The organism is Enterococcus sp. DIV2449a, from assembly GCF_051711225.1.
Taxonomy (GTDB): domain Bacteria; phylum Bacillota; class Bacilli; order Lactobacillales; family Enterococcaceae; genus Enterococcus_D; species Enterococcus_D casseliflavus.
Genome location: NZ_JBIOME010000001.1, coordinates 266,118 through 288,605, shown reverse-complemented (window position 1 = coordinate 288,605; position 22,488 = coordinate 266,118). Strand labels below are relative to the sequence as shown.

Sequence of the window (22,488 nt, the reverse complement as noted above, 5' to 3'; positions counted from 1 at the left end):
GAAAAATGCAGAAATTTGCTCCTCACTTGTAATATCTCTTACTAAAATTACCAAGAATTTATAAAATACTTGAATAAATTTGATATTTACCTTCAAAATAAAGTATACTGCTTATAGAACAGTAAATTATTATGTCCATATTACTCTTTTTTGAAAGGAAGAATAGTGAATGAAGCCACTTAATCTTACCAAACGCGAACGTCAAATCATGAATATCTTTTGGAATTCAGACAAACCTCTTTCTGCAAATGACATTGCTGTCCAACAGCAAGATCTAAGCAAGAATACCATTCAAGCAGTCGTACGTAAACTAAAAAACCACGACTTATTGAAAGTAGCGGATATCGGCTACAGCGGTACTGTTTTGACTCGGTTGTATTCTCCGAATGTGACCCAAGAAGACTTCTTAGCAGCAGAATTGTCTGATCAATCTTTATTGAATTTGATTACGAACTTTATCGAAACCAATAAAGATATCGATACATTGAACAACTTGGAAAAAATGATCACTGAGCGCCAAGGGGAACTTAAGAAATAATCTTTCCCTACCGTTGAACTCGTTGTATTCTGCCTGATACTTCCCAAAGTTTTTAGACAGTGCAGAAGAAAACGAAGTCTTCAAACTGCTTTTCCTGATTTTTGGCAAAGTCGTGCATCGCTGTACCCACATTTGCCACGCCAAGTGTTCTCAGCTTTACGTCACAAGTCAAGCTCGTGGAAAGAGACGACGACCCGTTTTCTCTTCCCTTTGATCTCACAAAAGCAACAATAAAGGAGAGCCATGTGTAGGTGTATCACCTAACACAGGGCTCTGTTTTTTTATTCTTTGATCAAGCCTTTGAATAAGCCAACGACAAATTCATTTGGATCAAATGGTTCTAAATCATTGATGCCTTCTCCGAGTCCCACTAATTTGACGGGCAGCCGCAGCTCGTTACGGATCGCCAAGACGATCCCCCCTTTAGCTGTTCCATCAAGTTTGGTTAAGACGAGACCAGAAACATCCGTCGTTTCTTTAAATTGTTTTGCTTGATTCATCGCGTTTTGACCTGTTGTTGCATCCAACACGAGCAGGACTTCATGAGGGGCCGTTGGGTCCACTCGTTGAATGATCCGTTTGATTTTTTCTAGTTCGTTCATCAAATTGACTTTGTTTTGCAAACGACCCGCGGTATCTACTAATAAAACGTCAGCATTTTCTCGTTTTGCGCGCTCCATCGCATCAAACACGACTGCTGCAGGATCGCCTCCCGCATTGCCACGAACGACTTCAACACCAGCCCGTTCACCCCAGACCACTAATTGATCGATGGCACCGGCACGGAAAGTATCCGCTGCAGCCAATAAGACTTTCTTGCCTTCGGCTTTGAATTGGTGGGCTAATTTCCCGATACTGGTGGTTTTTCCAACACCGTTCACGCCAACAAATAAAATGACGGTCAACCCCGACTGCATATTCAACTCGTTGACTTCACCGACACCCGCTTCCCCATATAGGTCAACCAATTTTTCGATGATGACATTTTGGACATCTGCCGTTTTCTTCACATTACGTAGTTTGACTTCTTGCCTCAATGCATCCGCGATTTTCATCGCCGCATCAAAGCCGACGTCTGCGCCGATCAGCGTTTCTTCCACTTCTTCGAAGAAGTCTTCGTCCACCGTACGGAAGTTGGCAAACAATTCGTTCATCCGTTGCCCAAAGGTTTTCCGCGATTTCGTCAATCCTTTGGTGTATTTATCCTGCACACTTTCCGTTTCTGGCGCTGGTTGAAGGATTGGTTCAGAAGCTGGTACTTCCTCTGATGGTATATTCTTAGCCACTTCTTCTGGAATACTTGGTGCCTCTTCTCCTTTATTCGCTGTCGTTGCTTCTTGCTGCGGGGACACTTCCGCAGTTTCTTGCTCTGCCTCCAAATCACTGGAGTCGGCGGTTTCTGCTGGTGCCACTGGTTCTGAAGCGCCTTGTTCAGCAGGAGTTTGTGCTGGCTGGCTTTCTTCTGAACGCTGTGCCTCTGGTGAGTCAGCATCGACTAACGGTTTGTCGGTTTCTTGCTCTGCTTCTTTGGTTTCTCCAATCAGCGCTTTTTTGATTTTGTCAAAAAATCCCATCTTACGCACCTCCTTTTAAGACATATTCTTCAATCACTGCTGCCACACCGTCTTCTTGGTTTGAAACGGTGACAACGTCAGCTGCCTCTTTAATGATTGGCACGGCATTGGCCATCGCTACGCCAATCCCTGCATAGCGAATCATCGGCAAGTCATTTTCTTCATCACCGATCGCCATCACTTCTTCTTGCTTGATCCCTAAATCTTGCGCCAATAGGCTGATACCATAAGCTTTGGTGATTCCTTTAGGCATAAATTCCAACAGGTTATTCCGGCTTTTGATGATTTCATATTTCTCGCGGATCTCTGAGGAAATCTCAGGGATCTTAGGATCCAAGACTTCCTGATGGTAGGCGATCACCGCTTTATTATAGAGCATCGATTCATCAAGATCAGCTACGGCAAAAGGACGACAATCCAATAAAGGATTTAACGAGCCATAAATCGATGGATGCGCTGCTGAAGTGGGTAAACTCAAGACGATCTCTTCGGAAACCACGTCTAGAGGCAAATTCAAGTCTTCCGCTACTGAAACCAATTCATGGATATCTGCCAGCTGCATCGCTGCTTTTTCAATAATCTCGCCAGTCTCATTTTTTTGAACCAAACCGCCGTTAAAGGTGATGCTATAGTCGCCGGGTTCTTTCAGCGATAATTCTTCTAAGTACGGACGGATCGCCCGTAATGGACGTCCCGTACAAATGACGATTTTTACGCCTTGTGCTTTGGCACGAGCAAGTACCTCTTTGTTGCGAGGAGTCACTTCTTTTTTGTCATTCAATAACGTTCCGTCTAAATCGATCGCAATCAGTTTAATCATATCATCCCTCCTCTATGCTTGATCTGCTGCAAAACTACCGCCTTCACGCACTTCTTCTAAGCGCACGGACACGGTCTTCGACACTCCAGATTCTTGCATGGTCACACCATACAACACATCTGCTGCCTCCATCGTTCCTTTACGGTGAGTTACGACGATAAACTGTGTATCATTTTGGAAAGCACTCAAGTAATGACCGAAACGAGAGACATTGGCTTCATCCAATGCTGCTTCCACTTCGTCAAGCACACAAAACGGTACTGGACGAACTTGAATAATGGAAAACAATAACGCAATCGCAGTCAGTGCCCGTTCGCCCCCTGATAGCAAGCTGAGGTTTTGCAATTTCTTGCCCGGTGGTTGGGCTTCGATCTCGATCCCAGTGTTCAATAAATCTTTCGGATCTGTTAAGACTAATTCCGCATGACCGCCGCCAAACATATTAGGAAATACTTGTTTGAATTGCAAACGGATCGCATCGAAGACTTCGCCGAAACGGGTTTTGACTTCTTCATCCATTTCAGACATCGTATCAAACAGCTGTGCTTTAGCCGACAGCAGATCGTCTCGCTGACTCGTCAAGAACAAATGCCGTTGATTGACTTGCTCATATTGTTCGATCGCATTTAAATTGACTGGACCAATTTGCTCGATCGCTTGTTTTAGTTCCTGAATGTCGACTTTGGCTTGTTCTGCATCCTCGATTTCAGGGAAATCTTGCGCTGCCTTTTCAAAGGTGAGATTGTATTCTTCTTGTAAATACAACAAACGATTATCCATCACCAATTCTGCGCGATTTTTTTCGATCTCAACTTCGGTTTTTTCTGACAGCTTTTCTTTTTGCGTTAAGTTTTCAGCACTCAGGGCTTCGTCTAATGCGCCGATTTCTTGTTGAACGACTTGACGTTGTTCACGAATCACCGTCAATTCCGCTGTTACCTGCTGCTTGGTTTTTGTGAAGGTTTCAATTCGCTGAAGAATGCTTTCTTCTGAAAACTCATGATCGCTGACGTTGCTTGTCAAGGCAGCTAACTGCCGTTCTAAGGAGAGTTGACGCGCTTCGTTTTCTTCTAATGCTTGATTCGTAGCGGCAATTTTTTGCTGCAAATGCGCCACTTGTTCTTTTTGAACTGCGAAAGCTGCCTGCAAGCGCGCACTTTCTTGTGCTAAGGTTTGGCGTTTTTCCTCGATCAAGTCTTCTTCGGCATTCATTTGATGAATATCTTGGTCGATTTTCGCCAATTGCGCTGCAATATTCTTTTGCTGTTCTTCCAAGCTCGTCTTCTTCTCATCATATTCCTCAAAGAAGGCTTGCACTTCGCGATGTTCAAAATCAAACACTTGCTGCTCTTGCTTCAAGCGGCTCAGGTCATTCTCAAGATTTTGTAAGCGGCTTTGCAGCTCATGCTCCGTCATGCGAGCCTGTTCTCCTTGCGTCCGCAATTCTTCTAATGCTGCTTGTGCTTCTTTGGTCGCTGCTTCAAAATGCTGGACTTGCTTTTCCGTTTTTAAAAGCCGCTCATCCAGTTGCGCCGCTTGTGCCGTCAATTGTTGCAGCTCGTTGCTTTGGCTAAACAAACTACCGGCATTTTTCTTCGTTGCGCCACCCGTCATGGAACCGCCAGCATTCATGACATCCCCTTCTAAGGAAACGACCCGATAGCTATAGTTCAATGCCCGTGCTAACGCATTGGCACTTTGCAAGTCTTCGGCAATCAAGATACTGCCTAACAAGTTATCCGTAATCGTTTGGACGTGTTCGGGCGACTGGACCAATTCGCTGGCAACGCCGATAAAGCCAGACACTTGCTTGGCTTGATTGCGGGCATAATCTGGCAAATGACGGGCTTTGATGGTCGTCAGCGGTAGGAAGGTTGCACGCCCCCCTCGATTTTCTTTCAAATACGTGATGGCTGCTCGCGCATCCCGCTCATTTTCAACGACGACATGCTGTGCAGCGGCGCCTAATGCGGTCTCGATCGCCACGGTATAGTCTTGCGGCACATCGATCAACTCCGCTACTGCGCCAACGATGCCGCTGATCTGCTGTTTGTTTTTCAAAATCAAGCGAACGCCTTGATAAAAGCCGCTATAATTTTCTTGAATGTCTTGCAGACTGCGCTGTTTCGCTCGTACCTGCTGCACTTGACTCATTAACTGATACATTTTCTTTTGTTCTTCATCAAAGCGTTTTTTGTTGGTCTGAGCTTTTTCTTGAAGATGGATGTATTGCTTGCGTTGTTCTTCTAAAATCGCTTTAGCCTGCGTCAGCTGCTCTTCCACGATTTGCGCTTCCGTCGTCTTTTCTTTCAACGACGTATTCATTTGCGTCTGCTTGCTTAGCGCCGTTTGATTTTTCGCGGCTTCTTGTTGGTATTGACGCTCCAAGTATTTCAATTCGTTTCCAATCGTTGCCTGCTCCTGCATGGCTTCAACATATTGGCTACGCAACTCTTCAATGATTTCTTTTGCTGAACGTTGGTACTTTTCCTGCTCTTGCTGACACGCCAGCATCGCTGCTTCAACTTCCTGCACACTACGATTTTTTTGTGAAAGCAAGCCGATCAGTTCCGTTTTTTCTTCATTTAAAAGTGTGACCCGCTCTGTGACTTCCTCTAAAGTTTCTTGGTATTCGGCAGAGCTTTTTTGCGTATGCTTTGAACGTTCATCCAAGACTTCTTTTTGCCCTTCGGCTTGCTTCAGTCCTTCGGTGACCTCTAAAAGCTGCTGATTCAAACGCTCCAACGTTTCATCAAAAGCAGTACGTTGTTGCCGCAAAGAATGTAGCGACAGTTCCCCTTGGTTGATCTTTTCGGAAATCTGCGCCAGTTCTTGGTTAAAGGTACTCAGTTGAGCTTTGGCTGTCTCCCACGCTTCTTTTGCTTTCGTGATCTCTAAGACCGCATAGGCCACATCGACCGTCGTCAATTTTTCTTTTAACGCTAAAAAGCGGTTGGCTGCTTCACTTTGGGCTGCCAGAGGCACCAACTGATCTTCTAGTTCATAAATGATATCTTGTAGACGGCTTAAATTGTCTTCAGTTTCAAACAATTTTTGCTCGGCTTTCTTTTTCCGCTGTTTGTATTTCAATACCCCCGCCGCTTCTTCAAAAATCCCACGACGGTCTTCTGGTTTGCTGCTGAAAATTGCTTCTACCTTGCCTTGGGAAATGATCGAAAATGATTCTTTCCCCAACCCAGAGTCCATAAACAGCTCTTGGATATCCTTTAAGCGGCAAGCTTGTTTATTTAAGAAAAAGTCGCTTTCGCCGGTTCTTCTCAAGCGGCGAGTCACGCTGATCTCACTGTAATCCATCGGCAAGTAATGATCGCTATTGTCTAAAACGATCGTCACTTCCGCTATATTTAGCGCTCTGCGGGTGTCAGAACCTGCAAAAATAACATCAGGCATTTTGCCACCACGTAGATTTTTGGCAGATTGTTCTCCTAAAACCCAACGAATCGCTTCGGTAATATTGCTCTTGCCGCTGCCATTTGGTCCGACGACTGCAGTCACTCGATGTTCGAAATCAATGACTGTGCGGTCGGCAAAGGATTTAAAGCCGGCAATCTCTATTCGTTTTAAATACACTCCGCCAGTCCTCTCTTACTGTTCAAGATCCGCCAAGGCATTCGCAGCGGCGTCCTGTTCTGATAATTTCTTCGATTTTCCTTGTCCTTTTCCGATCAAGGTATCATCGCAATAGACTTCCGTCCAAAAAATCCGTTCATGGGCGGGGCCTGCTTCTTTGATCAAACGATAATTGATGGAAACATCGCCGCCACGCTGCAAGACTTCTTGCAAGCGGGTCTTGTGATCCATCTCATGGGAAAAAGCACCTGCTTTTACTTTTGGAAAGACAACTTTCGTCAAAAAGCCGCTGACACTTTCCAGTCCTTGGTCCAAGTATAACGCACCTAAAAAGGCTTCAAATAGATCACAAAGCAAAGAAGGTCGTTTACGACCGCCAGAGTTTTCTTCCCCTTTGCCTAGACGAATGTATTCATCGAATCGGCAATCTTTGGCAAACATGGATAAACTGTCTTCGCGAACGATTGCCGCCCGTAGCTTCGTCAGCTTACCTTCGGGCAGATCTGGCAATTCACGATACAAATACCGTGAAACGATCAACTCTAAGACAGCATCGCCCAAAAACTCTAAACGTTCGTTATCTGACAAGTGCAAGTTGCGGTGCTCATTCACATAAGATGAATGCGTAAACGCTTGTTCAAGCAGATCTACATCATGGAACACAATATCAAACTTTTCTTTTAGTTCTTTCGTTAATTGTGTATTCATTTGTCACATTCCTTCATTAGTTTATCGACACTTCCCTATTATACTGGTTTTTGCCGAATTATGAAATGTTTCCTCCAAATTCTTGGAAAGACTGTAATAAAATTTTATTTACTTAATCTTCTCCTGTATAAAAAAGCCTGTTTTCCTCAGATACCCGCAAAAAAACAGGAAAAAAAGACGTCCTGGAAAGGACGTCTTTTCATCGATCATTGATTAACGAGATTCAGCTGTAACTGAAATTGTTGCCCAAGGATTGTAATTCACATCATAAGCCCATGTGAAGTCTTTGACACGATTTGATACAGGTAACACCGCACTACGGTAAAGTGTTGGGATAACAAACGCTTCATCAGCAGCATATTCTTGCCATGCATCAAATGCTTCTTTACGTTTTGCTTCGTCAAAAGAACCTTTTGAATCGATTGCTTCTAGCAATTTCGTATTTTCTTCTGATTCAAAACGAGTGTAGTTGAACGCAGAGTTAGGTCCATACAAGCCCATTGGTGATGGGTCATAACCAGTATTCCATGCACCTTGATAAACATCAATCTCAGGATCATCATTTTCCAATTTGTCATAGAATGCTTGGAAGTCGATCAAGCGACCTGTTGTGTATTGTACATCAAGTCCGATTTCATTCCATTGTTGGATGTAGTAATCTGCTAATGGTTGTGCTGTTTCGCCACCTGACATTGAAGCAAAGTTAATGGTTAATTTCTCACCATTTTTGTCTTCACGCATACCATCGCCATCGACATCTTTGTAGCCAGCATCATCAAGTAATTGATTTGCTTTGTCGATGTTTAAAGTATAACCTTCAACATCTGTATTGTGTAATGAGCCAAATACTGGTGGGATCAATGTCGTTGCATTTGTACGCAAGCCATTGTAGAAACGGCTTCCGACAGCATCATTATCTAATGCATAACCCATTGCTTGACGCAATGACTTGTCAGCCATTTTTGAATCAGGATTGTATTCAACTTTTCCTTCATCGGCATTCCATTTACCTAATTTGAAACCTAAATAAGTGTAAGCAGTATCTGTTCGGCCTAAGATTTGATAACCGTCAGTATCTTTATAAGTAGGATACGTATCTGTCGGCATTGATAAAGCCATATCATATTGTTTTGCGTTCATCGCTTCAACAATAGATGAAGTTGGAACTGCTTTAAATGATAATTTATCTAGTTTTGGCTTATCTCCATAATAGTATTCGTTTGGAACGTACTCTACGGATTCACCAGCTACGATATTTGACATTACATAAGGTCCAAAGACGATTGGATTTTTACGAACTTGATCGCTTGATTCCATATCTTTGACTTCGATTCCTTCAAAGGCGTGTTTTGGTAATGCTGAAGCCCAAATACCACCACCTGCTTGCATCATACCAGGGTGAACTTCTTTGTATTGAATTTTAACGACTTTGTCACTTTCTTTGGTGATACCAGAAATAGTATCAGCTTTACCATCATGGTAATCTTCCATACCAACAATGTTAGTAAAGTTACTATCATAACGAATACCAGTATAATCTTTGTTACCAATTACTTCGTAAGTGAAGATGATATCATCTGCCGTAACATCTTCGCCATCAGACCATTTCAGGTTGTCGCGTAAAGTAATTGTTGCTGTGTTGTTGTCTTCATCTAGCTCAAGGTTTGCAGCCCCGCCGTCAACAATTTTGAAATCAGCGTCATTGACGAATAAACTTTCATTACTTGGCAACATAAATTGTGCATCATAGTTATCTTGATAAAATTCTGTTTGGAACAACCCTTGGAATTGCGTATCCATCACTACTGCAACATCCAAAGTACCACCTTCGATTGCCTCTGCATCATTGCTAACTTCGATTGGGAAGTTGCTTACATCTTCCGTATCGTTTGCTGCATTGCTGCCGCCACCAGAAGAATCGGTTCCGCCGCCGTTGCTGCCACAAGCTGCCAATGCTAACACTGACAAAAGAGTGACCATACCAAAAATATTTTTCTTCATCCTGTATCCTCCTTGTTTATCCTAGTCGTTGACGCGCATCCGCTGAACGCTTAAATGCTTGACCAACGTAATTGATACTCAACATCAAGACTAAAATTAGAATTGATGCGGGTAACCAGATCCACTGTCTGTTGACCAGCACATCACCGCTGCTGGCATATCCGATCAGTGTTCCCAAACTTGGAACATTGGTCGGCAGACCAAAACCTAAGAATGTTAGTGTCGTTTCAATACCGATATTCGCTGCAAAGTTCATTGTTAAGTTGGTGATGATCAATGAGCTAAGGTTCGGCATAATTTCGCGGAACATGATGACAAAGTCATTGGTTCCAAGGGTTTTCGATGCACTAACATAGTCGCGACGGCCTTCTGAAAGGGTCTTACTTCGGAAGAGCCTTGCTTTTCCGACCCAGTAAAAGGCACTCATGACCCATATAAAGGTCCAAACGTTGTAACGAGGTACGATCGATACGATAACGATAATGATTAACATGATCGGCAAAATCATAACGAAGTCAACGATACGCATCAAAATGTTATCAATGATGCCACCATAGTAACCTGAGATGATCCCTAGTCCGACCCCAACGATCGACGTAATGATCGTGATTGAAAAACCAATCAAGATTGAGTTACGCGCACCGATGATCAATTGTCCCCAAACATCACGGCCACCTTCATCCGCCCCTAAAAGGTAGGTGCCGCCGTTTGGCGAAATCGCGCCAGGTACAGCGTATTTATCAAGGATGCTGACACGCATCACTTGTGATTGGTCGATAACTGCTGAGCCGATAAACACGAACAATAAAACTGCGACTAACAACACTAATGAAAAGATCGCCATTTTATCTTTTAAGAATTCGCGAAAAATCATTTTTAATCCCATAGGCGGGATGCTCTCTTGTTTTAGTACTTTTTCTTTCTTTTCAGACACATTTATCCCCTCCTATTACTGGATTCTGATTCTTGGATCGACAATACTCATGATGATATCTGATAGCAGCGTACCGATCAAGGTCGCTAGTCCTAAGATCAATGTCAGTGAAGTGATCACGGCATAGTCCCGTTGGACGATACTATCGATAAACAGTTTTCCGACACCTGGGTAAGCGAAGATTTTCTCAATGACCACAGAACCTGCGATCAATGAAGTGATCTCGTAGCCCATTTGTGATGCGATCGGCAACGATGCATTACGGAAAACGTGACGTGAGAAGACTTTATTCGTTGGTACCCCTTTTGAACGAGCGGTACGAACGAAATCCAATGATTTCGAATCAATGACTTCACTTCGCAAGTATTGGATCGTCACTGCTGTTCCTAATAATGCAGAAGTGATCGCCGGTAATAGTAGGTGATACAAGCGACTCCAAAACTCAGCCATGCCGCTGACCCCCGGTGCAACGGAACCACCCGTTGGGAACCAAGCCAATCGGTAACCGAAGATGAACAATGCGATCAACGCAAAGATAAACAACGGTACGGCGAAACTGAAGAAGTTGTAAACAACGACGACTTTATCAAGCAATGAATTTTGGTAACGTCCTGCCCACATCCCTAAAGGAATGGCAATCACGTAAGTCAAAATGACCGTCAATAAAGATAACCACAATGTATTGCTGATACGTCCTGCTAATAACGTTGAAACAGGTAATTTAAAGATGAAACTTTGACCAAAGTCCCCTTTTAAGGCATTTCCGATCCAACGGAAATACTGGGTATACCATGGGTCATTCAAACCAGCGGCTTCACGCATCCGCTCAATAACAGCTGGATCTTGGTTTGGATTGATCAAACCGGTAAATGGATCCCCAGGCATTGCTTGTGCGATCAAGAAAATCAAGATACTCAAAATAATGACTTGCGGGATCATCAACAACAAACGACGTAGAATTGTTTTCCACATTATTCAGCACCCCCGTTTTTCAATGCGACTTGGTGCGACTCGGTGATTTTACGCAAGTCATACACTCTGCCAGTTTCGTCGTAGTAATCTTTTTGATGGGTCACATATTCCAACTCGACCTTGCGGCGGTTTTCTTTGTGAGCATCGCGATTTTTTACGTCGATTTGAGGAATCGCTGATAATAAACGTTTTGTATAGATGTGACGCGGGTCTTGATAGATGTCTTCCCGTGTCCCGATCTCAACGAAGCGGCCTTTGTACATGATGGCGATATTGTCACACATGTGTTTTACGACCCCTAAGTCATGAGAGATAAATAAGAAACTTAAGCCAAATTCTTGCTGGATCCGTTTCATAAAGTTTAGCACCTGCGCTTGAACGGATAAGTCAAGGGCTGAAACCGGCTCATCGGCGACGATTAGTTTTGGATTGGATGCTACCGCGCGGGCAACCCCTAACCGCTGACGTTGACCACCAGAGAACTCGTGAGGATATTTGTATAGGGCATCTTCTGGCATCCCAACGATATCCAGAAGGCTTTTCACTCGTTTTTTCTCTTCTTGATCGCTTAAGCGTTCAAAGTTGCGTAATGGTTCGGCGATAATGTCTACCACGCGTTTTTTAGGATTCAAGCTGGACATTGAATCTTGGAAAATCATTTGGACATCTTTGTTGTAGTTCATTTTTTTGCGGACGGAACGTTTGGTCACGTCTTGCCCATCATAAATGATTTCGCCACTGGTGATTTTTTCTAACCCAACGATGGCTTTCCCCGTCGTGGATTTACCAGAACCAGACTCACCAACCAATCCGTAGGTTTTTCCTTTTTCTATGATGAAGTCCACACCGTCAACGGCATACACATGGTCCGTGACGCGGTTGAAAAATCCGCTGCGAATAGGATAGTGGACTTTCAGATCTTTAATTGTAATTAATTCTGTCATCTACACTTCTCCTTCTTCGTCTCTAAAATGAAAATGCTTGTAGCATGTGCAACGGACCAAATGATCAGGTGCTACTTCATGCAAGACTGGGTTTGCTTCGTGGTCGCTTTCAGGAATCCAAGGAATCCGTGCGGCAAACCGACAACCCGTCCGTGGCATATTTTTCAATGAAGGAACTACGCCTTCGATCACGTGCAGTTCACTGTCTTGTGAATTTTCTTGAGGGATCGAGTTAAGCAATGAGCGGGTGTATGGATGTTTCGGATTGGCAAACAACTCTTCGGCTGTTGCGACTTCCACAAACTGACCCCCGTACATCACGGCTACTCGGTCGGCCATCTCTGCTACGACACCTAAATCGTGGGTGATCAAAATGATCCCCGTCTGTGTTTCTTCTTGCAAATCTTTTAGTAGATCAAGGATCTGTGCTTGGATCGTCACATCCAACGCGGTCGTTGGTTCATCCGCAATAATGATTGGTGGTTTACACGCAATCGCGATCGCAATGATGACCCGCTGACGCATCCCACCAGACAATTCATGAGGGTATTGACGTCCTACTCGCGGTGGATTGGGAATCCCCACTTGTTCTAATAATTCTAATGCTCGTGCTTGACGCTGTTCGGCGGTCATATCCGTATGGTAGGATAACCCTTCTTTGATTTGATCTTCGATCCGCATCAAAGGATTCAGTGCAGACAATGGATCTTGGAAAATCATCCCAATATCATTTCCGCGAATTTTGTTGTACAGCGTTTCGTTTAAGTTTGACAAGTTTAAATCTTTATATAAGATTTCTCCAGTGATTTTCGTGTTGTTTGGGTCATGCAGCCCCATGATCGTTGTAGCTAACGTACTCTTGCCGCAACCAGATTCTCCTACGATCGCTAAGATCTCATTGCGATCCAGTGTAAAAGAAATACCATCTACTGCGTCATAGTAATCGTCTTTAATACGAAAACCTGTGTGAAGGTTTTGAACATCTAGTAATTGATTATCTCTGGACAATCGAATACCCCTCTCTACTTTCTAAGATGTCTTGCAATTTAATGTAAAAAAAGAAGGAACATGCATTTCATTTCCAAAAGCTTTCTTAACATTGTATAATATATTCTTAATAATTATATAGAAATGCCACCAATAATGCAAGTCCCAGAAAAGTTAATACACTGAATTTTCAGAAAATTTACATTATGCTTTCAACGCCGTCATGTCAGGTTTAACGACCGTTTTTTAGATTTCACTACCAAAGAAAAGCCGCTCAAAATCACTGCGGATCAATTATGAGAAAGAAAGAGCTAAGTCATCTAGGACTTAGCTCTTATGTCTGTCTTAAGCAAGATGGCTTGAAATATAATCAACCGCTCCACCGACTGTTTCGATCTGCTCGGCATCTTCATCAGAAATCTCGGTACCAAATTCATCTTCTAGTTCAAGGACGAATTCCATCACACTGATCGAATCAGCGTTCAAGTCGTCTTTAATGCTCATCGTATCCGTTACGTTCTCTGCGTCAATTTCAAAATGATTGGCGATCACGACCGCAACTTTCTTGAATACTTCATCTCGTGTCAACTGGCTTCACCTCCACGCGTTTGCACAAAACATAGAATGGCTAACAAACATTGTACTGCTTTCTATGCTTTTTGTCTAGATATTTTTGCAATTTCATTACAATCATTGCATTATGATTGCGTTTCGTCTTTGTCAGTCGGCATTTCTTCAAAATGGGCGACCAATTGTGCCACGACATCTGTCGCTAACATCGTATGGATCTGCTTGATGGTGTACGCCACCGCTTCTGGTCCTGTCGCACCATGGGTTTTGATGACTGGTGCTTTCAAACCAAACAATACGGCACCGCCGTGTTTCGCATAATCCATTTCATTTTTCACTTTCCGCAACGCATCTTTTAATAATAATGCGCCTAATTTCCCTTTGGCACCAGAATCGAGAATCGATTGTTTCAACAGCGCCATCAAATTCAAGGCGGTTCCTTCGATCGATTTCAAAACAGCATTTCCAGTAAAGCCATCTGTCACGACGACGTCAGCTGCACCATCCAATAATTCCCGAGCCTCGACATTGCCGATAAAGTGGATCGTCGGGTCTTGCGAAAGCAGTTCAAAGGCTTTTTTCGTTAATTCACTGCCTTTGGTTTCTTCCGTTCCGTTATTTAACAAGCCGACCCGTGGTCGATTGATCCCGCGAACTTTTTGGGCATAAAAGGACCCTAAGACGGCATAGTTTGCCAAATGTTCTGGTTTATTGTCGGCATTGGCACCTAGATCCAGCATGTCAAAGCCAGCATCTTTGCCGATCACTGGCATCGTGGACATCAATCCGGGACGGTCGATCCCTTTGATCCGACCGACGATAAACAAACCAGCCGCTAATAAGGCCCCAGTATTTCCAGCTGAAAAAATCGCATCTGCCTCACCATTTTTGACCGCTTGTGCTGCCAAGACCATTGAGGCGGTTTTTTTTCGTCTGATCGCTTTGACAGGTTCATCATCACTATTGATTTTTTCATCCGTGTGGATAATGGTGACATTTTTATCATCCGTCATGTATTTTTTGATTTCATTTTCTTTTCCGTAAAGGAGGAATTCAATCTCTGGAAAGTCTTTTTTTGCCAGCATGACTCCTTCTACGATCGCTTTTGGGGCGTTGTCTCCGCCCATTGCATCAACAGCAATCCGCATCTCGCTGCCACTCCCTTCATTTTCCCAATCAGTATAGCATATTCTTTAATCAAAAAATTGTTTGTCTGCTTTTTTTGCTGCTAAATAGTTCGCCAATGCCGAAAATTCTGGCAACAGCTGCCAGCCATTTTTTTGCCAAAGCTGGGCAGCTTCGACTTGTGCCACTTCTAGAATATGGGCATCTGCGACCAAATCGGCAGCCGCAAACTCTGGCAAGCCCGATTGTCGATTGCCGAAGACTTCTCCTGGTCCTCGCAACTGCAAATCTTTTTCGCTGACTACAAAGCCGTTGGTGGTTTCTGTCATGATCTTCATTCGCTCGACCCCTGTTTCATTCTTCGGGTTTGCGATCAATATACAGTAAGAAGCATCGGCACCGCGCCCTACCCGTCCACGCAATTGATGAAGCTGGGCTAACCCGAAGCGATCGGCGTCAATGATCAGCATCACTGTCGCATTGGGGACATTGACCCCTACTTCGATGACCGTCGTGGAAACCAAGATCTGCAGTTGATTTTCTTTGAAAGCTTCCATGATGCTGTCTTTTTCTTGATTCTTCATTTTCCCATGCAGCATTCCCACTTGATAAGTAGGAGAAAAGTAACTTTGCAGCTGCTCATAAATCTCCGTGGCATTCTTGACATCCAGCATTTCGGATTCCTCGATCAAAGGACAGATGACATACATCTGATGCCCTTGTGCCAATTCTTTTTGCGCCCACTCTAAGATCGATTCAAACTGCGGCGGACGGACCCAGCGAGTCTCTACAGGAATCCGTCCTGCTGGCATTTCATCGATCACCGAAACATCCATTTCGCCATAAGCCGTGATCGCTAACGTACGAGGGATCGGTGTGGCGGTCATAAAGAGCACATCAGGCAGATAGCCTTTTTCCCGTAAGACTTTTCGCTGATTGACTCCAAAACGGTGTTGTTCATCGGTGATGACTAAGCCAAGATGTGCAAAGTCCACGCCTTCTTGAATCAGCGCATGGGTCCCAACGATGATGTCGATCTCCCCGGCTGCTAATTGTTCTAAGATGACTCGCCGTTCTTTTGGTTTGGTCGAGCCTGTCAAAAGAGCGGTGGTCACTTCTAAGGGGTCAAAGAGCTGATTCAAGCTTTCTAGGTGCTGCTGGGCCAAAATCTCAGTCGGCACCATCAGTGCGCCCTGAAAGCCAGCCGTCATCGTGGCATAAAGGGCGATCGCCGCCACGACTGTTTTCCCGCTTCCTACATCTCCTTGCAAGAGTCGCTGCATGTGCTGCGGACTTTTCAGGTCATGGCAGATTTCATTGGTCACGCGCTTTTGCGCATTCGTCAATTCAAAGGGCAGTTTACGAGTAAACTCTTTCAAGCGTTGCACATCATAATCGATCGCCAAGCCGTTTTTCTCGGCTTTTTCGCTTTTCTTCAGTCCTTGGATCTGCATTTGGAACAAAAAGAACTCTTCAAAAATCACCCGACGCTTCGCTTGATGACTCTCTTGGGGATCTTTAGGAAAGTGCATCGCAAACATCGCGGATTTCCGATCCAACAAGCGATATTTTTCGATCAATGACAAAGGCAAGATCTCTGTGATCTGATCACCAAAATCAAGGAATGCCTGTTTGATCAGTTCGATCAACACACTTTGACGCACGGCTTTATTGACATGATAAATGGGGGCAAAGTCTTCTGCGCTCTTGCTGCCGAGAATTTTCATTCCCGTCAGTCCTTTGCGTTTGGCGTCCCATTTGCCATAGACGGCGATCTCTTCTGAAACCTCTACTTTATCCTTCAAATAAGGCTGATTGAAAAAGGAGACATTAAAGACATCGTGGTCTTGCATCATGCGAAATTGCAACCGACTTTTTTTATAGCCAAAGCGATTGACGACCGGCGGGGAAACGACGATCCCCTTGATCGTTACTTTTTCTTGGTCTTGAATCTCCGCTAATTGCCGTTCTTGAATGTCTTCATAACGAAACGGATAATACTTCAGCAGGTCTTCAATGGTTTCGATCCCTAAACTCGCTAAGTCTTGGGCGCGTTTTTCTCCGACACCCTTTAATACCGTAAGTGGCTGATTCAGCATAGGTACCCTCCTTTTCCAAAGTGATTTTGTTTATTGCAGAGATTCCTGCATTCATAGAAAAAGACGGAGCCAAAAATCATCTACGATTTTTGCCCCCGCCGCCTAATTTGTTTATTCTGCTGAGAAAAGATACGGATAAACTGGCTGATCGCCTTGATGGATCTCTACTTCGATCTCAGGATGCAGTTCAACGATCGCTTCTTCGATTTTCGCTGCTTCTTTGGCTTTGCCTTCTTCACCGATAATGATGGTGACGATCTCAGTATCTTCTGTGATCATTTTTTCTAAGGTAGTCATGGAAGCAGAGAAACGATCAGGAACAGAAACAACGATTTTGCCGTCGACCATTCCTAAGAAGTCGCCTTCTGTAATTTCGATGCCATCAATTGATGTATTACGGATCGCATGAGTCACTGATCCGCTGACAACACTTGCTAAGACATCGGTCATAGCTTGCTGATTTTCAGCTAGTGTGGATTGCTCGTGGAATGCCAGCATCGCTGTCATCCCTTGTGAGATCGTCCGTGTTTCAACAACCGCTACTGGAATTTCGGAAACTTCCGCTGCTTGCTGTGCAGCCATAAAGATGTTTTTGTTATTTGGTAGAACGATCACTTGGTCGGCATTAACTTCATTGATCGCCAACAAAATGTCTTCCGTACTTGGGTTCATCGTTTGGCCGCCACTGATGACATATGAAGCACCCAGGCTAGTGAACAACTCTTTCAAGCCTTCGCCAGCCGCGATCGCGATGATCGCAAATGGTGTCCGTGGACGTTTCACTGGTGCAGGTTTTGCACCTTGCTGGTCGTGTTCCAAAATCGTTTCATGCTGAAGACGCATGTTGTCGACTTTGATTTTCACCAATGAGCCGAATTTTTGACCATAATTCATGACTTCGCCAGGATGTTCCGTATGGACATGAACTTTGATGATCTCATCGTCGTTGACCACTAATAAGGAATCCCCTAACTCATTTAAGTAATTACGGAATGTTTCATAATCAAATTCACTATCTACAGTCGGACCTTCACCGATCTTCACCATGATTTCTGTACAGTAACCAAAGGTGATATCTTCTGTCGCTAAGTGTCCTTGAACGCTGCGATGATGTTCGGCATTGACCATTTCATCCATAGCCGCTGGGGAAGGTTCGAAGATTTCATCGGCTGGGTATTCACCCGTCAACGCATTTAAGAAGCCTTCATAAATGAACAACAATCCTTGACCGCCGCTATCTACCACGCCGACTTCTTTTAAGACGGGCAATAGATCTGGGGTTTTCGCCAATGAACGTTTTGCACCGTGAACCACGGCTTTCATCACTTCGATACAATCATCGGTAGTTTGTGCTTTTTTCTCGCCATATTCAGCTGCGATGCGTGCCACAGTCAAGATGGTTCCTTCCACAGGTTTCATGACTGCTTTATAGGCGGTTTCTACTCCATGAGTAAAGGCTTGAGCCAATTCTGGTGCAGTGAGTGTTTCTGCGGTCGGGATAGCTTTAGAAAAACCGCGGAATAATTGAGATAAAATGACGCCAGAATTCCCACGTGCGCCCATCAATAGTCCTTTTGAAAGTGTAGCGGCAAGATCGCCGACGTTTTCTGAAGTCGCATCTGCGACCGCTTTTGCTCCACTGGTCATGGATAGATTCATGTTTGTCCCAGTGTCTCCATCTGGAACAGGAAACACATTCAATGAGTTGACAAACTCTGCATTAACTTGTAGACGAGCCGCGCCTGCCTGCACCATTTCTTGAAACTGACTTGCGCTGATATTCGTTACCTTCACTTAGATAGTCCTCCTTAAAATCATCCGCCATGAACGGATCCCTTGCCTAATCTGGCAGTACACGTACGCCTTGAACAAATACATTCACCGAGTTCGCAGATACACCTAGCATCGTTTCTAAGTTGTATTTCACTTTTTCCTGCACGTTGCGGGAAACTTCGGAAATTTTTGTTCCATAGCTGACGATCGTGTATACATCCACTGCAATGCCGTTTTCTTCTTGGCGGACAACGACACCGCGAGAATAATTTTCTTTTCGTAAAATTTCATTGATGTTATCTTTGATTTGTTTCTTGCTAGCCATACCAACAATGCCGAACACATCTGTTGCTGCGCCTCCGACCACTGTTGCAATGACTTCATTGCTGATTTCAATAATACCTGATGAGGTTTGAATTTTTACAGCCATTTTATAGCCTCCTTCAATGGGCATGACCCATCTTTCTTCTTACATATTTTATCATAGCTGTACCGCAAATAAAAGGATGAGACATATGAAAAGGGGCTTTCTGACCAAACGTCTTGCATTTCGACCTTGTTTAATTTACAATGTTTACCGGGAAAAGTCAATGTTTCTTGAAAATTACTCTTGCTTTTTTCACCTTTCTGTGATAAATTCAGATGGTATGAGCTGAAATAGCGCTCCAACATCAAGGCAAAGGAGGAAATAACCACATGGCTAAAGTTTGTTACTTTACTGGACGTAAAACTACAAGTGGAAACAATCGTTCTCACGCAATGAATGCGACAAAACGTACTGTGAAACCTAACTTGCAAAAAGTTCGCGTTATGATTGACGGAAAACCTAAAAAAGTTTGGGTGTCAACTCGTGCTTTGAAATCTGGAAAAGTTGAGCGCGTATAATTAGACCTTTTCGGCCGTTCGTTTTGAACGGCTTTTTTTGTACCCTTTTTTCTTTGGTGCGCTTTCACTTAGGTTTTCATTAAAGAAAACAGGTCTTTGTTTTTTTAATCGATTCACCTGTGGTAAACTAAGAAAAAATTGATAAAGAACAGGTGACTTCTTGTGACGAAAATAAAAACATTTGCCAAACAACATTGGCCTTATATGCTTGCTAGTTTCTTCTTGCCGTTTCTTATCATGGCAGTGATCTATTTGACCATCGGCATCTACCCTGGCAGCAGCCGCAGTGTCTTAGCCAGTGATGCCTTTTCGCAATTCTCAAACTTTCATGCCAGCTTTCGCAATATGCTCTTAGGCAAGCAAAGTATCTTTTATACATGGAATGCCTCTTTAGGCTTGAATTATCTGGCACTGATCTCCTATTACTTAGGTGGGATCTTCACTCCTCTGGTCTTGTTTTTCCCAAATCAGCTGATGCCAGATGCGTTGTACTTCTTGACCTTGATCAAGATCGGCAGTGCGGGCTTGGCGTTTTGGTTTTATGCCAGCCAAACCTTTAAGATCCAACGTTGGCAGCATGTGACCTTAGCCGTCTGTTATGCCTTGATGTCCTTCATCACCGCCCATTCGGAACTGATCATGTGGCTTGATGCCATGATCTATCTACCGCTAGTGATTTTAGGTATTGACCGTTTAGTGAAAAAGAAAAAACCAGTCGTGTTATTTATCAGTTATCTGCTGTTATTTTTATCCAGTTTTTACATGGGCTTTATGATCGGTCTCTTTTCCGTAATGTATTTCTTGGTTCAGTTGGGCCGCAACTGGAAGCAAGCTCGGGGGGCGATCATTCCTTACGGCATCACCTCCTTGTTAGCTGGCGGCGCCTCAATGGTGATCATCTTACCTGCCTTATTGGATTTGCGCTCAAACGGGGAAGAATTGACGACGATATCTTCCTTTAAAACCGAAGCCACCGATGTCTTTGACCTTGTGATGAAAAACATGATCGGTGTTTACGATACGACAAAATACGGCTCCATTCCCTTCATCTATATCGGCTTATTGCCGCTGCTGTTGTGTATTTTATATTTTGTTTCGAAGAAAATCCGCTTGAAGGATAAATTTTTATACGCTGGCATGTTTGCTGTTTTGATCGCCAGTTTTTATATCGTGCCGATGAATCTTTTTTGGCACGGGATGCATGCCCCAAATATGTTCCTTTTCCGTTATGCCTATTTGTTCTCCTTCTTAGTGATCATGCTGGCGGGATACGGGTGGGAGCAGCTGCAGCAAAAAGATCGCGGATTGTTTCTCATTATTGGTCTTTCTACGATCGTGGTGTTTGCCCTCTCCTACGCATTGAAAGGACCTGGAACCTATGAATATGTTTCCGCTGCTTCTTTTGCGCTAACGATCGTATTCTTTGTTCTTTACTTGTTATGTATTGGGTTCGGGCAATTAGGTCTTTTAACACAAAAACGAGTGACGATCTTGCTGCTGATCTTCGTCTGCGGAGAAATGGCCGTCAATACGAGCGGCATGGTTCGCGGAATTTTGAATGATTGGAACTATGCTTCTCGCAGTTTGTATACAGAACCTTATCCGGACATCAAAAAACTAGTCACTCAAGCCAACGAAGACAATGATACCTTTTTCCGATTAGAAAACCTTGATCCTGTTTCTTCCAACGACAGTATCAATTATGGCTACAGCGGTGTCAGCATGTTTTCTTCGATCCGTAACCGCAATTCCTCAAGCTACCTGGATAAGCTGGGCTTTCGGTCCCGCGGCACCAATTTAAATATCCGCTATCCGAACAATACCTTGCTGATGGATGCTTTTACAGGGATCAAATACAATATCTCCAAGCCAAATCTCACCAAATACGGCTTTCAACGTGTGGGGGAATCTGGTGAATACAAGCTTTATGAGAATCAAAATGCTTTACCGCTAGGTTTCTTGGCTGAACCAACCATTGAATCGATTGAACAGCCGCAAAATGACAACTTGACGAGCCAGAAAAATCTTTTCAATGGCTTGGCGGATTTAAATTTAGAGTATTTTGCCTTTCAGCCGATCACGGTGATCCATAGTAAAAATACAGATATCACCAATGACGGCATGTATATGAAATTTACCGAGCAAGAAAGCAATGTCGCAAAAGAAGTGACTTGGCAAGTGGAGGTTCCAGCGAACTCGCAAGCATACTTGAGTCTTTTCCCTGCCAACTTTGGGGAATTGGAAAGCTCATCTGCCACCGTGACAGTCAACGGTCAGCAGCGAGAAACGCAAATCAGTATCAACGGTCAATACTACGACTTAGGGCACTATGAGACCGATACGACGGTTCAATTCACCGTCAGCTTCTACGGAACGCCTGAAATCTCCTTCCAAAACCCGCAAGTCGTGACCTTGGATACCAACGCCTACCAACAAGCAATTGATGCGATCCAAGATCGAGGGGTCGCTATGACGGTCGGCAAACGCAGTGCCAAAGCCGATGTCACGACTGAAAAAGAGCAGCAGCTTGTAACGACCATCCCTTATGACAAGGGCTGGACTGCTACGCTTGACGGCAAAGAAGTTCCAATCACCGCCTTTCAAGACGGCTTTATCAGTGTGACGATCCCAAGTGGTAGCCATCACTTGGAACTGTCCTTCTTGCCGCAAGGCTTTGTTATCGGTGTTTGCTTGTTCTTCGGCTGCATCGCATTGTTTATCCTGTTTGCTTGGTTTTACCAGAAACAAGTAGCCAAAAAGCAAGTTTTAGACGACCAACGTCAACTCATGGATCAACCACCAGAAACCTAATCGAAAAAGAACCAACTCGTCTTTTTGAGGCGCTCCCCATAAGTTAGAGCAAACGCTGACTTATGGGTGTCGCTCAATGATCGGTGAGTTTGGTTCTTTTTTTGTGCTGGCGTTCCGCAGTTGTTCGCTCTATTGGCCTTAGCCTCCACTACCGAC

General features: G+C 44.0%; 17 protein-coding genes. 3 read left to right on the top strand and 14 right to left on the bottom strand.

Going from position 1 to position 22,488, the window contains the following annotated elements; genetic code table 11:
- Window positions 1-169 precede the first annotated feature (169 nt).
- The gene (locus IGI76_RS01420; RefSeq protein ID WP_005227140.1) at window positions 170-538 is read left to right on the top strand and encodes a BlaI/MecI/CopY family transcriptional regulator; all 369 of its coding nucleotides are present in this window, start codon (window positions 170-172) and stop codon (window positions 536-538) included.
- Between the two features lie 281 nt (window positions 539-819).
- On the opposite strand, the gene ftsY is transcribed toward IGI76_RS01420, so the two are convergent.
- The 14 genes from ftsY to IGI76_RS01350 all read right to left on the bottom strand — a co-directional run bounded on the left by ftsY (window position 820) and on the right by IGI76_RS01350 (window position 19,066).
- Window positions 820-2,112: a signal recognition particle-docking protein FtsY gene (gene ftsY, locus IGI76_RS01415; RefSeq protein ID WP_194185205.1), complete on the bottom strand. Its 1,293-nt coding sequence runs from the start codon at window positions 2,110-2,112 to the stop codon at window positions 820-822.
- A gap of 1 nt (window position 2,113) precedes the next feature.
- Window positions 2,114-2,932, bottom strand: a complete 819-nt coding sequence (locus IGI76_RS01410) for a Cof-type HAD-IIB family hydrolase (protein WP_005227138.1) — start codon at window positions 2,930-2,932, stop codon at window positions 2,114-2,116.
- Window positions 2,933-2,944: 12 nt separating this feature from the next.
- Entirely contained in the window at window positions 2,945-6,523 is a 3,579-nt protein-coding gene (smc, locus tag IGI76_RS01405) for a chromosome segregation protein SMC (protein WP_015508819.1), read from the bottom strand.
- 15 nt (window positions 6,524-6,538) lie between these two features.
- Window positions 6,539-7,231 (bottom strand): ribonuclease III, encoded by a 693-nt coding sequence (gene rnc / locus IGI76_RS01400; RefSeq protein ID WP_005227136.1) that lies wholly within the window; start codon window positions 7,229-7,231, stop codon window positions 6,539-6,541.
- Window positions 7,232-7,444: 213 nt separating this feature from the next.
- Complete coding sequence (locus IGI76_RS01395; RefSeq protein WP_194185206.1) at window positions 7,445-9,232, bottom strand: oligopeptide ABC transporter substrate-binding protein; 1,788 nt, start codon at window positions 9,230-9,232, stop codon at window positions 7,445-7,447.
- Between the two features lie 16 nt (window positions 9,233-9,248).
- The gene (locus tag IGI76_RS01390; RefSeq protein WP_153883525.1) at window positions 9,249-10,118 is read right to left on the bottom strand and encodes an ABC transporter permease; all 870 of its coding nucleotides are present in this window, start codon (window positions 10,116-10,118) and stop codon (window positions 9,249-9,251) included.
- A gap of 63 nt (window positions 10,119-10,181) precedes the next feature.
- Entirely contained in the window at window positions 10,182-11,138 is a 957-nt protein-coding gene (opp4B, locus tag IGI76_RS01385; RefSeq protein WP_005227132.1) for an oligopeptide ABC transporter permease, read from the bottom strand.
- The gene (locus IGI76_RS01380) at window positions 11,138-12,082 is read right to left on the bottom strand and encodes an ABC transporter ATP-binding protein (RefSeq protein WP_005227131.1); all 945 of its coding nucleotides are present in this window, start codon (window positions 12,080-12,082) and stop codon (window positions 11,138-11,140) included. The genes opp4B and IGI76_RS01380 overlap by 1 nt, the downstream gene beginning before the upstream one ends.
- Window positions 12,083-13,090, bottom strand: coding sequence for an ABC transporter ATP-binding protein (locus IGI76_RS01375; RefSeq protein ID WP_005227130.1), 1,008 nt, complete (start codon window positions 13,088-13,090; stop codon window positions 12,083-12,085).
- A gap of 324 nt (window positions 13,091-13,414) precedes the next feature.
- Complete coding sequence (acpP, locus tag IGI76_RS01370) at window positions 13,415-13,657, bottom strand: acyl carrier protein (RefSeq protein ID WP_005227129.1); 243 nt, start codon at window positions 13,655-13,657, stop codon at window positions 13,415-13,417.
- Between the two features lie 110 nt (window positions 13,658-13,767).
- Complete coding sequence (plsX, locus tag IGI76_RS01365; RefSeq protein ID WP_016609182.1) at window positions 13,768-14,787, bottom strand: phosphate acyltransferase PlsX; 1,020 nt, start codon at window positions 14,785-14,787, stop codon at window positions 13,768-13,770.
- A gap of 45 nt (window positions 14,788-14,832) precedes the next feature.
- Window positions 14,833-16,863 carry an ATP-dependent DNA helicase RecG gene (gene recG, locus IGI76_RS01360; protein WP_015508817.1) on the bottom strand — a complete coding sequence of 677 codons (2,031 nt, stop codon included), beginning with the start codon at window positions 16,861-16,863 and terminating at the stop codon, window positions 14,833-14,835.
- A gap of 111 nt (window positions 16,864-16,974) precedes the next feature.
- Window positions 16,975-18,657 carry a DAK2 domain-containing protein gene (locus IGI76_RS01355; RefSeq protein ID WP_005227126.1) on the bottom strand — a complete coding sequence of 561 codons (1,683 nt, stop codon included), beginning with the start codon at window positions 18,655-18,657 and terminating at the stop codon, window positions 16,975-16,977.
- Window positions 18,658-18,703: 46 nt separating this feature from the next.
- Window positions 18,704-19,066, bottom strand: a complete 363-nt coding sequence (locus tag IGI76_RS01350; protein WP_005227125.1) for an Asp23/Gls24 family envelope stress response protein — start codon at window positions 19,064-19,066, stop codon at window positions 18,704-18,706.
- Window positions 19,067-19,332: 266 nt separating this feature from the next.
- Between IGI76_RS01350 and rpmB the strand changes: the two genes are divergently transcribed.
- The gene (gene rpmB, locus IGI76_RS01345; protein WP_003128045.1) at window positions 19,333-19,521 is read left to right on the top strand and encodes a 50S ribosomal protein L28; all 189 of its coding nucleotides are present in this window, start codon (window positions 19,333-19,335) and stop codon (window positions 19,519-19,521) included.
- A 162-nt stretch (window positions 19,522-19,683) separates the two neighbouring features.
- Entirely contained in the window at window positions 19,684-22,332 is a 2,649-nt protein-coding gene (locus IGI76_RS01340) for a YfhO family protein (protein ID WP_208773307.1), read from the top strand.
- Window positions 22,333-22,488 lie beyond the last annotated feature (156 nt).